Raw genomic sequence first — 12,577 nt, forward strand, 5'->3', positions numbered from 1 at the left:
CGGCCACCCCCGGCCGGTGTCCGCGTCGGAGGCGAGACAGCCGGACGCTCCCGGGCTAGGGTGAAAGGCATGAACGCTCAGCGACCGATCGGATACTGGCTCAAGCTGGTGGACTCGCTCATTTCCGAGCAGTTCGCCGCCTCGTTGGAGGAGCATGGCGTCACGCGCCGGCAATGGCAGCTCCTGAACCTCCTCGGGACCCAACCGCATACCTCGGACGAACTCATGTCCGCCCTGTCCCCGTTTTTCGACGAGGTCTCCCCCGAGGGCGAACCCGCCTCCCCCGCCGAACACCTCGCCGAGCTCCTGGAGTCGGGCTGGGTCGCCCAGGAGGGCGAGTCCTACGTGCTGACCGAGCGCGGACAAACCAGCCTGGAACGGCTCACGGAACTGGTCGAGGGGATGCGCGAGCGCTCCAGCGCCGGCGTCACGCCGGAGCAGTACTCGACGACCATCACGACCCTGCAGCGCATGGCCACCAACCTCGGCTGGTCCGACGCGGAACGCGCGTGAACGGCGCCGACGACCCCATCGACCCGCTGGAGGCGACGCGCACCGCCCCGCATCCGGACGAGGTCTTCCACGGCACCCCCGAGGACGACGGCGCTGCCTCCCCGGTCCGGGAAGTCACCTCCCCGGCCGCGATCGCCCGGTTCCAGGAACGCCCGGACGTCGTACGTTCCGAGGGCCGCTACGCGCTGCTGAACACGACGATCACCCCGCATGAAGCCATGGTGACCGACCTGCTGTTCATCCGCGACGCCCTCGACGCGGCCGGCGTCGGGTACCTGCTGGTGCGCGGAAACGATGCCCGTCCGGTCATCGCCGTGTCCTGGGCGGACCGCAAGGCCCTGCGCAAGGCCCTCGTGGCCGCCTGCCAGGATGAACCCTTCTATTCGCTGACCGTCGACACCCGCAAGGACAAGGCGCTCCTGGTGGCCGACGGCGCCCTGGCGGCCAACGCCAAGGCCCGCATGTTCCGCCTCTACCGGCCACGCGTCGAACCGTCCGGCGGCCTGGCCTTCGGTGCGTCCACGGGCGTGCAGATCGAACTGTGGCAGTGGAAGGGCACCGGACTGCTGCACCTGCCCATGGAGAACTCCCTGACGCGGGCCACCGTGCCCGCGGACGAGGCCGTGCGCGGGACCGTGCACCGGTTCGGACGGGACTGGCCGACCATCGAGAACATGTTCGCCGACCATGCGATGGACATCTCCTTCCCCATCGACCTGGTCTTCTCCTGGGTCGACGGCAACGATCCCGAGCACCAGCGCTTCCGCGCGTCGTTCATGGAGGGGGTCGTCGTCGGGGAGGGCGACGACGCCGAGGCCCGGTACCGGCAGATCGACGAACTGAAGTACGCCCTGCGCAGCGTCTACATGTTCGCGCCCTGGGTGCGCCACATCTTCATCGCCACGGACTCACCCGTGCCCGCTTGGCTCGACCCGGACCACCCGCGCATCAGCATCGTGCGCGCAGAAGACCACTTCCGCGATCGCTCCGTGCTGCCCACGTTCAACTCGCAGGCCGTCGAGTCGCAGCTGCAGCACATCGACGGGCTCTCCGAACACTTCCTGTATTCGAACGACGACATGTTCTTCGGGCGGCCCCTGGGCCCCGACATGTTCTTCTCCCCCGGCGGGGTCACCAAGTTCATCGAGGCCGGCACCCGCATCGGGCTGGGCGACAACCACCTGGACCGGTCGGGCTTCGAGAATTCGGCGCGCGTGAACCGCCGGCTGCTCAACGACCGCTTCGGCCGGATCACCACACGCCACCTCGAGCACACAGCCGCCCCGCTGCGCCGCAGCGTGCTGCGCGAACTGGAGGAGGTCTTCCCCGAGGAGTTCGCGGCCACGGCGGCCAGCCGGTTCCGTGCCAAGGACAACATCTCGGTGACGAACTCGCTCTACCACTACTACGCGTTGTTGACCGGCCGCGCGGTGACCAAGGAAAATGCCAAGGTCACGTACGTGGACACCACCATGTACTCGGGGCTCGACGCGCTGCGCAAGCTGCTCAAGAAGCGCAACCAGGATTTCTTCTGCCTCAACGACGGCAGCTTCCCTGAGGTCCCGGCGCGCGAGCGCCAGGAGGTCGTCACCGGCTTCCTGCAGGGCTACTTCCCGATTGCCGCCCCGTGGGAGCTTGCGAAGCCCGGCTGCTAGGCCGGCCCACCAGGCCCGGGTCGATGCCGTGTTCACGCAGGATGGCAGCCACCCGGGCCGGGCCCACGACCTCGCCGACGCTTTCGCCACCGGCCACCGGCACCACCGAGTGCACGACGGTTCCGGGCAGCACGTGCACCAGGTTGTACGCCTGGGCGTCATCGCGCCCCCGCGTGGCGCGGATGCCCAGCTGGGCGTCGGCCCCGGCGGCCAGGTCCTGCGTATAGCAGGTGGCCGAGACAACGGAGACCGGGATCCCGGCAAACGTGCTGAACGTCGAGTAGTGCAAGTGCCCGGCCAGGATGGTGCGCACATCGGTACCGCGCAGGACGTCCGCCAGGGGCGCCTGTCCACGGAGCTCGACCAGGATCGCCAGGGGCTGCACGCTCGCCACCGGCGGGTGGTGCATCGCCAGGATCGTCCCGTCCGGGGCCGGCGTCGCCAGCTCCGCGCGCAGCCAGTCCAGCTGGTCCGCGCCGATGTTGCCATGGTGGTGGCCCGGGACCGTGGTGTCCAGGGCGATGATCCGCAACCCGCCGATCCACGTCGTGCGGTCCAACGGCGCGGTGCCCGCCTCCTCATCCAGCAGGCCGGTCCGCAAGGCCGAGCGGTCATCGTGGTTGCCGGCCGCCCAGATGATCCTGGCCCCCAACCGGGCCGCCGCCGGCTCGAGGATCGAGCGCAGGACCGCATACGCCTCGGGCTCGCCCTTGTCGGCCAGGTCACCGGTGACGACCAGGGCGTCCGGGCGTTCCCCGGAGTCCTCGAGGCGCGCGATGGTCGACCGCAGTCTCGAACTGCTGTCCAGCGTCCCGGCCAGCAGTTCGTCGCCGCCGCGCAGATGGGTGTCGCTGAGGTGGATGAGCACTCGGTCCGGAGCGGGATGCTCCGGGCGGATGGGTTCCATGACCGCTTCCTCACGCAGGGTGGTTCCGGTTACCGTCCCTACTATTCCCCATTTCCGGCCGCGGCGCGGCCTGGCGGCCATTTCCTCGCGTGCCCCGCGAGGGGCAGATAGGCTGAAGCCATGCGTGAAATGCAGGCACGAATCATCAACGACTTGGGCGTCAAGCCGACCATCGACCCCGCCCGGGAGGTGGAACGCCGTGTGGCGTTCCTGCGCGATTACCTGGCCGCCACGGGCACCGGCGGGTTCGTCCTGGGCATCTCCGGCGGGCTGGATTCGACGCTGGCCGGCCGCCTGGCGCAGCTGGCCGTCGAGGAGGCCGCCGCCGAGGGCCTCGAGGTCGATTTCGTCGGGGTGCGCCTGCCCTATGGCACGCAGTCGGACGAGGATGATGCCGCAGCCGCCATGGAGTTCGTCGCCCCGCGGACGGTCTGGACCTACGACATCAAGCCGGCGGTCGATGCCCTCGCGACCGAATTCGCCCGGTCCACCGGCCGGCAGATCAGCGACTTCAACAAGGGCAACGTCAAGGCGCGCCTGCGCATGACGGCCCAATATGCCCTGGCCGGCGAGCGGAACCACCTGGTCATCGGCACCGACCATGCCGCCGAGTCGGTCACCGGGTTCTTCACCAAGTTCGGCGACGGCGGTGCCGACGTGCTGCCCTTGTACGGGCTCGACAAGCGGCAGAACCGCGACCTGCTGCGCCAGCTGGGCGCCCCGGAGCGGTTGTGGGCCAAGGCGCCGACCGCCGACCTGCTCGACGAGACGCCGCTGCGCACCGACGAGGACGAACTCGGCCTGGGCTACGACGACATCGACGACTACCTCGAGGGCCGTGTCGTCCCCGACGCCGTGGCGGAGGCCATCGAGTCCCGCTACCTGCGCACCCGCCACAAGCGCACCACCCCGGTGTCGATCCTCGAGGACTGGTGGCGCACGCCGTCCACCTGAACATGACGCCACGTGGCCCTCTTCCAAACGCTAGGATGTCCACGTATATTTTGGGGAAACGCCCCGCCGGTTCGGCCTGGTACCCCGATTGAAAGGTGCGACATGTCAGTCACCGACGACTTCCGCGCAGCCCGTGACCACCTCGTGTCCCTGAGCGGGGACTACCCCCGCGCGCGCAAGGAGTTCCGCTGGCCCGACTTCGCGGAGTTCAACTTCGGGCTGGACTGGTTCGACGCGGTCGCCGCCACCGCCGAGCGCGGCAACACCCCGGCACTGGTCATCGTCGAAAAGGACGGCTCCTCCACGCGCCGCACCTGGGCCGAGCTGTCCGCGCGCTCCAACCAGGTCGCCAACTGGATGCGCGGGGCCGGCTTTGCCCGCGGCGACAAGGCAATCCTCATGCTCGGCAACCAGGTCGAGTTGTGGGAGATCATGCTCGCCGCCATGAAACTGGGCATCGTCATGATCCCCACCACCACGCAGATGGGCCCGGCGGACCTGGCCGACCGCGTCGAGCGCGGCGGCGCCTCCTGGGCAATCGCCGGCACTGCAGACCTGGCCAAGTTCGCCGACGTCCCCGGCGACTACCGCCTGGTCGCCGTCGGCGAGGCCCCGCCCGCGCTCTCCCAGGGCACGACGCCGGTGCTCTCCTACGCCGATTCCGCCACCTCTCCCACCGAGTTCACCCCGGACGGGCCGACCCGCGGGGACGAGACCCTGCTGCTGTACTTCACCTCCGGGACCACCTCGAAGGCCAAGCTCGTCGAGCACACCCACACGTCCTACCCGGTCGGGCACCTCTCGACCATGTACTGGATCGGCCTCGGCCCAGGCGACGTGCACCTGAATGTGGCCTCCCCCGGCTGGGCGAAGCATGCCTGGTCCAACGTGTTCACCCCGTGGATCGCCGAGGCCACGGTCTTCATCTACAACTACGACCGGTTCGACCCGGCCGCGCTGATGGATGCGATGGAGGCGGAGAAGGTCACCAGCTTCTGCGCGCCCCCGACCGTGTGGCGGCTGCTCATCCAGGCGGACCTGACCCGGCTGAAGACCCCGCCGACCAAGGTCGTCTCCGCCGGCGAGCCGCTCAACGCCGAGGTCATCGACCAGGTGTACCGGGCCTGGGGCCAGCAGATCCGCGATGGCTTCGGGCAGACCGAGACCACCGTGCAGATCGCCAACACCCCGGGCCAGCCGGTGAAGATCGGCGCCATGGGCACCCCGCTGCCGGGCTACGACGTCGTCCTGCTGGACCCGGCGACCGGCGAGGAGGCCGACCTCGGGGAGATCTGCCTGCGGCTGGATCCGCGCCCGTTGGGCCTGATGAAGTCCTATTACGGCGACCCGGAGAAGACGGCGACGGCTTTCCGCGGCGGCTACTACCACACCGGCGACGTCGCCGAACGCGACGACCGCGGCATCATCACCTACGTGGGCCGCGACGACGACGTGTTCAAGTCCAGCGACTACCGGCTGAGCCCGTTCGAGCTCGAATCGGTGCTCATCGAGCATCCCGCGGTGGCCGAGGCCGCCGTCGTGCCCTCCCCCGACGACCTGAAGCTGAACGTGCCCAAGGCGTACGTCGTGCTGGCCGCCGGACATGCCCCCGACGCCTCGACGGCGGAGGAGATCCTGGGGTACTGCCGCGAGCACCTGCCCGCGTTCAAGCGCATCCGCCGGCTCGAGTTCGCCGAGCTGCCCAAGACGATCTCCGGCAAGATCCGGCGGGTCGAGTTGCGCCGCAACGAGGAGGCCCGGCATGGCGGCACCGCCCCGGCCGGGGCGCTGGGCACGGAGTACGCCGACACCGACTTCCCGAACCTCAAAGGCCGGGGATGAGCGCACCGCTGCCCTTCGACCCGATCGCCGCGGCGCAGCGCAACTGGGAGGACCAGGGCTGGACCGCGGAGGCCGCACCGATGGCCGCCATCACCGCGGTCATGCGTGCCCAGCAGATCCTGCTCCAGCGCTGCGAGGCGGTCGTCAAGCCCTTCGGACTGACCTTCGCCCGGTACGAACTGCTCGCCCTGCTGGGCTTCTCGCGCACCGGCTCGCTGCCCATGGTCAAGGTCAGCGCCCTGCTGCAGGTCCACCCGACCTCGGTCACCAACGCCGTGGACCGCCTGCAGCGGGCCGGCTATGTCCAGCGCAGCCCGCATCCGACCGACGGCCGGACCACCCTGGTCTCGCTCACCGGGCGTGGCCGCGACGTCGCCGAGCGCACGACGGCGGAACTGAACTCCGCGGTCTTCTCGGCTCCCGGGTTCCCCCCGGAGGACATCACGGCCCTGATCCGGATCCTGGGCAGGTTCCGCGAACAGGCAGGGGACTTCGCCGGCGGCACGGCGGGCTGAGGGCACCGCCGCGTCGCGGACCGCCGGTCAGTGGGCGCCGTTGGAGCGGTCGCGGATGTCGGTGATGATCCCGGAGAAGTCGCGGCCGGCACCTCCTTCGTCGCGGAAGCGTTCGTACATCGCCGCGGCCATCGGGCCCAGCTCCGCGGCGACCCCGGTGCTCTCGATCGCCTTCAGGGCCAGCCCCAGGTCCTTGGCCATCAGCGCTCCGGCAAAACCGGGCTGGTAATCGCGGTTCGCGGGGCTGGTCGGCACAGGGCCCGGCACAGGGCAGTTGGTGGTCACCGCCCAACACTGCCCGGAGGCGGTGGAGACCACGTCGTAGAGCGCCTGATGGGTCAGTCCCAGCTTCTCGCCCAGGACGAAGGCCTCGGACGCGGCGATCATGCTCACACCCAGGATCATGTTGTTGCACACCTTGGCCGCCTGCCCGGCGCCGTGGTCCCCGCAGTGGACGAGCTTGCCGCCCATGATCTCCAGCAGCGGGCGGACCGATTCGAGGTCCTCGGGCAGCGCCCCGATCATGAACGTCAGCGTCCCGGCTTCGGCCCCGACGACGCCGCCGGACACCGGGGCGTCGACGCTGCGATGTCCGGCCTCCACGGCCAGGCGTGCCGCTTCCCGGGCGTCGTCGACATTGATCGTGGAGCAGTCCAGGAACAAGGTGTCCGGGCGTACGACGGCGAGCAGGCCCGGTCCGTCGACGCCGCGGTACGCATCGAGCAGCTGCTGCCCACCGGGGAACATGGTCAGCACCACTGAGGCATCGGCCACGGCCTCGTTGGCCGAGTCCACTGTGGGGATCCCCGCTGTGGCAGCCGCCTCGAGGGCGGCGGGGACGACGTCGAACGCCTTCACCGCATGACCGGCGGCGACGAGGTTCTTCGCCATGGGCAGGCCCATGTGGCCCAGCCCGAGGAAGGCAATGGTTCCGGTTCCGGTGGCCATCAGGCACGCTCCTTCACGTCATCGGCGAGGCCGAGTTCCCCGCCGTGTTCATCCGGGCCGAGCGGCTCGAAGTAGTCGCGGACCATGTCCGGGCCGACCTGGTCCAGTGTGGCCGGGCTCCACCGTGGCTGGCGGTCCTTGTCGATGACCTGGGCGCGGATGCCCTCGAGGAAGTCGTGGGAGGCGAGCATGCGCAAACCGACCCGGTAGTCCTGGTCGAGCGCGGCTTCCAGCGACGGGAGCCCGGCGGCCCGGCGGAGCGCCGCAAGCGTCGTTTTCAGGGCGGTGGGTGACTTGGCGGCGATGGTCTCCGCGGCCTCGGCGGCCGGCCCGCCACGGGTGCGCAGCCGTCCGAGGATCCGCTCGATGGAATCCCCGGCGTAGTCCTTGCCCATCCACGCGCACTGCCCGGCCAGGGACGACGCGGGCGCAGGCTGGGCGACCTGTGCGATGGCGGCGTCGACATCCTGCGCGCTGGCCGCGGTTTCCAAGGCGGCGGCCAGGCCGGCCAGCGACGTGGAGGGGACGAAGGTGTCCGCCAGCCCGAGGTGCAGGGCGTCCGCGGCGTCCAGGTGGGCGCTGGTCAACGCGGCGTGGGCGCCCGCTCCGCCGGGCGCCCGGGACAGGAGGTAGAGCCCGCCGACGTCGGGCACGAAGCCGATGGTTGTCTCCGGCATGCCGGTACGGGTGCGCTCGGTGACGATGCGGTGGCTGCCGTGGGCCGCGATGCCGACGCCTCCGCCCAGCACCAGTCCGTCCATGAAGGCGACGTAAGGCTTCGGGTAGTTGGAGATGAGCGCATTGAGCCGGTACTCGGTCCGCCAGAAGGCCGCCGTCGCCGAGCCGCCCTCGGGGATATCCCGGTAGATCGCCACGATGTCCCCGCCGGCGCACAACCCGCGTTCCCCGGCACCGGTGAGCAGCACGCAACTGACGCCGTCGTCCGCTTCCCACTCCAGGAGCTGGGCGAGCATGGCCTCGACCATGGAATGGGTGAGTGCGTTCACTGCGCGGGGACGGTTCAGGGTGATGATGCCCAGCGTCCCACGGACCTCGAACAGGACCTCGGGTTCGGTGGGGGCGTCGCTCATGGGAATGTCCTTCCGGGGTGGTCGCTCGCTGACCCGGGCCCGGCCGTCGGCCGTGGTCCAGGTCACCCGGAATCCAAGCTACTCGGACATCCTAGGAATTTCTAGGGAGGAGCATTGCCGGTGCACCAGCGCCGCGACCACCCACACCAGCAGGAACACCCCCACCAGCAGCAGCCCGGCTGGGGCTGGCTCGGCAACCGGGCCGGCCCCAGCGGCCACGCCCGCTACCGGCCGACGGGAGCCCGCCGGAGCACCAGCCAGCTCCCCGCGGAGCTGATGGCGCCGAGGACCACCATGAGCAGCGCGATCTTGGCAACGATATCGGTGGCAAAGAACCCCAGGACATCGATCCCGAGCGTCAGGGACCCCCAGGCCAGCAGGAGCAACGTGGCCACGATTCCGACGACCACCAGCAGGACCCCCCGCGTATTCCACCGCACAAACACCGAGGCGAACATGGTCCCCACGAAGAGCATGAGCATGCTGATGCCGAAGCCCATGAGGAAGATGTCCCGGTAGCTGCCATTGCCCATGACGTACACATCGAACATGTGCGTTCCCGTGAACCAGTGGCCCGTGGCCTTCTCGAGGGCCAGGAAGACGGTCATGGCCACCCCGATGTAGAGCGCCTCGAGCAGCAGGGCAATGGCCGTTCCGGTCCAGTACTGGCGGCGGGTGGCCCCCATCCCCATCGCGAAGGGCATGGTCCGGGCGTAGGCCATGACGCCGACGCTGACGAAGTAGCCGCCGAAGCACCACAGGGGCGCCTGGTTGTAGCGGAACCCCTCGCTGATCACCGCTGGATCACCGGAGGAGAACGACAGGATCAGGAGCATGATGACGACGCAGACGGCGGTGGTCGTGGCAAGGATGGAGATGGGGACCACCAACAACCGCAGGGGGTCGGCGAAGTGCAGGCGGACGATCTTCGTCAGCGGACCGGCTGGCCGATGGGCGGGACGATCGTCGGGCACTGTCGGGGAAAGGTGGGTCGTAGTCATCGGATGGCCTCCTCGGCCTCGTGCTGGGCCTGCTGATGGGTTCGGGTGGCCGCCAACGACGATTCGCCGCTTTCGAGCAATCCGTAGGCGGCGACCAGTTCCTGGAGGGAAACGGGGCCAACCTCCAGGCCGGCGGCGTGCGCCTCGGTGCGCAGGACCTCATCCGGCGCGCCGGCAACGGTGACCGAGCGCAGCCCGCCAAGGGCCTGGGTGCGGAGGATCTGGCGGCCGCGGCCGACGGTTTCGACTGCCGTGGCCGTCCCGGAAAGCGTGAAGGCCGAGCCGGTGGCCTCTTCGACGGAGGAGTCCAATACCTTCCGCCCGTCCTGGAGCACCACCACGTGTTCCAGGAGATTGGCGGCCTCGTCGATCAGATGGGTCGACATGAGGATGGTCCGCGGGTACTCCATGTAGTCCTCGAGCAACAAGTCGTAAAAGATGCCGCGGGCGGTGGCGTCCAACCCCAGATAGGGCTCGTCGAAGAACGTCACCGGTGCCCGCGAGGCCAGCCCGACCACGATGGCCACCGCCGAAAGCTGTCCCCGGGAGAGCTTCTTGACGGGGGTCTTGAGCGGCAGCCGGAATTCACCGACCAGCCTGCGGGCGAAGTCGGCGTCCCATCCCGCATAGAACCAGGGCGCGGCCCGCAAGACGTGGGTGACCTTGAAGTCCTCGGGATACTTCTGGTTTTCGCGGGCGAAGCTGAGACTGGCCAGAACCGCGGCGTTCTCGAACGGCTCGCCTCCGAGCACCCTGGCCTCACCCGAGCTCTTGAGTTCCTGGCCGGCGAGGATCGACATCAGCGTCGTCTTGCCGGCGCCATTGCGACCGAGCAGGCCGCAAATGGTGTTCTTCTGGATGCCGAGGGTGACGTCGTCGAGCACCGTGGTGGCCCCATATTTCTTGGTCAGTGACCGTGTTTCGATTGCAAGGTTCATCGTGTCCTGCCTCAAGCTTGTCCGGCAACGACGGCACGTTGGCCGATCATCGCGATCAGTTCATCGGAGTCGATGCCGAGGCGGGCCGCCTCATGCACCAGCGGGGCAACGTACTGGTCCCCGAAAGCCTCGCGGCGCTGGGCCGTCAGCTCGGCGCGTGCGCCGGCCGATACGAACATGCCGATGCCCCTTCTCTTGTAGAGGATCCCGGCATCAGCCAGCCGGTTCAGCCCCTTCCCGGCAGTTGCCGGATTGATGCGCATGAACGCCGAGAACTCGTTGGTCGAGGGCACCTGGGACTCCTCCGGGTAGGTGCCGTCGAGGATTCGGCCCTCGATCTGCTCCGCCACTTGGATGAAGATCGGCTTCGACTCATCCATGAGAACACCACATCCTCGTTGGTTCATTACTCATGTAGCTAACCAAACCACCGGGGCAACGAGCTGTCAAGAGGCCGCCCGGCGCCAACCACGGGTTGATAGGTTGGACACGTGAAGATTGCTACCTGGAACGTGAACTCCCTCCGCGCCCGCGCCGACCGTGTCGAAGACTGGCTGCGGCGCACCGACGTCGACGTCCTGGCCATCCAGGAGACCAAGTGCAAGGACGAGAACTTCCCCTGGGAACTCTTCGAGAACAACGACTACGAAGTCGCGCATTTCGGCTACAGCCAGTGGAACGGCGTCGCCATCGCCTCCCGCGTCGGGCTGGAAGACGTCGAGCGCACGTTTGCGGCACAGCCGGCGTTCGGCAAGGGCGGCAAGGACCCCAAGCAGGAGGCCCGCGCCATCGGAGCCACGTGCAACGGGGTCCGCATCTGGAGCCTCTACGTGCCGAACGGGCGGGCCCTGCAGGACGAGCACATGCCCTACAAGCTCGAATGGCTGCGCCGGCTCCAGGAAAACGCCGCAGGATGGCTGGCCCAGGATCCAACAGCCCAGATCGCGCTGATGGGCGACTGGAACATTGCCCCGCGCGACGAGGATGTCTGGGACATCGACTTCTTCACCGCGAACCAGATGACCCATGTCTCCGCACCGGAGCGCGCAGCCTTCAATGCCTTCGTCGATGCCGGGTTCGCCGACGTCGTACGCCCCCACACGCCCGGCCCCGGCGTCTACACCTACTGGGACTACACCCAGCTGCGCTTCCCGAAGAAGGAGGGCATGCGCATCGACTTCACCCTCGCTTCCCCGGCCGTGGCCGCACGCGTCTCCGATGCCTGGATCGACCGCGAGGAGCGCAAGGGCAAGGGCGCCTCCGACCACGCTCCAGTGGTCGTGGAGCTTGTCTAGATGACGCCAGCGGGGACGAGTGCACGCCGCCGGTTGCCGCCGACGTCGTACCTGCGCGTCTTCGAACCGCTGCGCGCCTACGACGACGACGCGCAACTGGCCATCGCCGCCCAGCGCGGCGTTAACCGCACCGCCTTCGAGGAACGCGCGGCCATCGAGTCGCTGGAACGCACCACCCGGGGGATCACCGACCCGTTCCCGCACGACCAGGCGGAGCGCTATCGCGAACTCCACTACCCCGGGGCCGACGGCCTGACGACACCGTACTACTGCCCCGACCAGCTGCCGACCCGCGCAACGCTTGCCGCCGAACAACTCGATGCGACCATGCGCCCGGCCTTGCTGGAACTCCTGGTCCCCGAAGCCGCCCGCGGAGCAAATGCGGGACGCATCAGGCACGAAAGCTTCGCCGAGGACGTCGCTTCATTGCACACACGCAGCGCCACCTGGGGCATTCCGCTGGGCTGGTTCGTGCTGGTGAACGAGGACGACCATTGCGAGATCGAGGAGGACGGCAACGCCCTGCTCACGGTCCGCCTGAGCGCACCGGCCATCCAGGCCCTCGAACGCGCCAGGTTCGCTGCGGCGTCCCTTGCGATCCACGCCCCGGAGCTGGACATCCTGGACGAACTCACCTCGCTCGGCGAGTGGCTGAGCCTCTTCCACGAGGATTCGATGATCGAGCTGGACTACGGGCTGGTCGCCGAAAAAGTTTGGCCCGACGAATCGGCACAGGATCTGAAACTCGGCATCGAATCGCTGGCCGAACAGGACATGCTCGGAGCAGCTGCCGCCTACCGGCGGTTGACCTCCCGATGGCTCAAGGTCCGGCAGCTGGCCCGCGCCAACTGAACCCCCAAGCCGTGAGCAGTGCCGTGGCATGGGGAGTTCTCCCCATCGACAGGCGCGCCAGGCCGC

At 68.7% G+C, this 12,577-nt stretch carries 13 protein-coding genes; 7 read left to right on the forward strand and 6 right to left on the reverse strand.

What is annotated here, in order from left to right:
• Positions 1 to 69: 69 nt before the first annotated feature.
• Together AB8M85_RS11790 and AB8M85_RS11795 are read left to right on the forward strand one after the other, a co-directional pair.
• Entirely contained in the window at positions 70 to 513 is a 444-nt protein-coding gene (locus AB8M85_RS11790; RefSeq protein ID WP_372699009.1) for a MarR family winged helix-turn-helix transcriptional regulator, read from the forward strand.
• Positions 510 to 2,168: a stealth family protein gene (locus AB8M85_RS11795; RefSeq protein ID WP_372699010.1), complete on the forward strand. Its 1,659-nt coding sequence runs from the start codon at positions 510 to 512 to the stop codon at positions 2,166 to 2,168. The genes AB8M85_RS11790 and AB8M85_RS11795 overlap by 4 nt, the downstream gene beginning before the upstream one ends.
• Here AB8M85_RS11795 and AB8M85_RS11800 read toward each other — a convergent pair.
• Positions 2,101 to 3,075, reverse strand: a complete 975-nt coding sequence (locus AB8M85_RS11800) for a phosphodiesterase (protein WP_372699011.1) — start codon at positions 3,073 to 3,075, stop codon at positions 2,101 to 2,103. The two genes, AB8M85_RS11795 and AB8M85_RS11800, sit on opposite strands and share 68 nt — an antisense overlap.
• 120 nt (positions 3,076 to 3,195) lie before the next feature.
• Here AB8M85_RS11800 and nadE point away from each other — a divergent pair, with 120 nt between their 5' ends.
• From nadE to AB8M85_RS11815, 3 genes are all read left to right on the forward strand, one after another.
• Positions 3,196 to 4,029, forward strand: coding sequence for an ammonia-dependent NAD(+) synthetase (gene nadE, locus AB8M85_RS11805; protein ID WP_372699012.1), 834 nt, complete (start codon positions 3,196 to 3,198; stop codon positions 4,027 to 4,029).
• A gap of 102 nt (positions 4,030 to 4,131) precedes the next feature.
• A complete protein-coding gene (locus AB8M85_RS11810) occupies positions 4,132 to 5,871 on the forward strand; it encodes an AMP-binding protein (RefSeq protein ID WP_372699013.1) in 1,740 nt (579 codons plus the stop codon).
• Positions 5,868 to 6,386, forward strand: a complete 519-nt coding sequence (locus AB8M85_RS11815) for a MarR family winged helix-turn-helix transcriptional regulator (protein ID WP_372699014.1) — start codon at positions 5,868 to 5,870, stop codon at positions 6,384 to 6,386. Before AB8M85_RS11810 ends, AB8M85_RS11815 begins: the two co-directional genes overlap by 4 nt.
• Before the next feature lie 27 nt (positions 6,387 to 6,413).
• Here the strand turns inward: AB8M85_RS11815 and mmsB are convergent, their stop codons facing one another.
• The 5 genes from mmsB to AB8M85_RS11840 all read right to left on the reverse strand — a co-directional run bounded on the left by mmsB (position 6,414) and on the right by AB8M85_RS11840 (position 10,744).
• A complete protein-coding gene (gene mmsB / locus AB8M85_RS11820) occupies positions 6,414 to 7,334 on the reverse strand; it encodes a 3-hydroxyisobutyrate dehydrogenase (protein WP_372699015.1) in 921 nt (306 codons plus the stop codon).
• Positions 7,334 to 8,425 carry an enoyl-CoA hydratase/isomerase family protein gene (locus AB8M85_RS11825; RefSeq protein ID WP_372699016.1) on the reverse strand — a complete coding sequence of 364 codons (1,092 nt, stop codon included), beginning with the start codon at positions 8,423 to 8,425 and terminating at the stop codon, positions 7,334 to 7,336. The genes mmsB and AB8M85_RS11825 overlap by 1 nt, the downstream gene beginning before the upstream one ends.
• 224 nt (positions 8,426 to 8,649) lie before the next feature.
• Complete coding sequence (locus AB8M85_RS11830; protein WP_372699017.1) at positions 8,650 to 9,426, reverse strand: hypothetical protein; 777 nt, start codon at positions 9,424 to 9,426, stop codon at positions 8,650 to 8,652.
• A complete protein-coding gene (locus AB8M85_RS11835; RefSeq protein WP_372699018.1) occupies positions 9,423 to 10,364 on the reverse strand; it encodes an ATP-binding cassette domain-containing protein in 942 nt (313 codons plus the stop codon). The genes AB8M85_RS11830 and AB8M85_RS11835 overlap by 4 nt, the downstream gene beginning before the upstream one ends.
• Positions 10,365 to 10,375: 11 nt before the next feature.
• Entirely contained in the window at positions 10,376 to 10,744 is a 369-nt protein-coding gene (locus AB8M85_RS11840; protein WP_372699019.1) for a GntR family transcriptional regulator, read from the reverse strand.
• Between the two features lie 111 nt (positions 10,745 to 10,855).
• On the opposite strand from AB8M85_RS11840, the gene AB8M85_RS11845 reads away from it, so the two are divergent.
• Both AB8M85_RS11845 and AB8M85_RS11850 read left to right on the forward strand, forming a co-directional pair.
• Positions 10,856 to 11,659 (forward strand): exodeoxyribonuclease III, encoded by an 804-nt coding sequence (locus AB8M85_RS11845; protein WP_372699020.1) that lies wholly within the window; start codon positions 10,856 to 10,858, stop codon positions 11,657 to 11,659.
• The gene (locus AB8M85_RS11850) at positions 11,660 to 12,511 is read left to right on the forward strand and encodes a hypothetical protein (protein WP_372699021.1); all 852 of its coding nucleotides are present in this window, start codon (positions 11,660 to 11,662) and stop codon (positions 12,509 to 12,511) included.
• Positions 12,512 to 12,577: the final 66 nt, after the last annotated feature.

This window comes from Arthrobacter sp. JSM 101049 (assembly GCF_041679245.1).
In the GTDB taxonomy this organism is placed as follows: domain Bacteria; phylum Actinomycetota; class Actinomycetes; order Actinomycetales; family Micrococcaceae; genus Arthrobacter_H.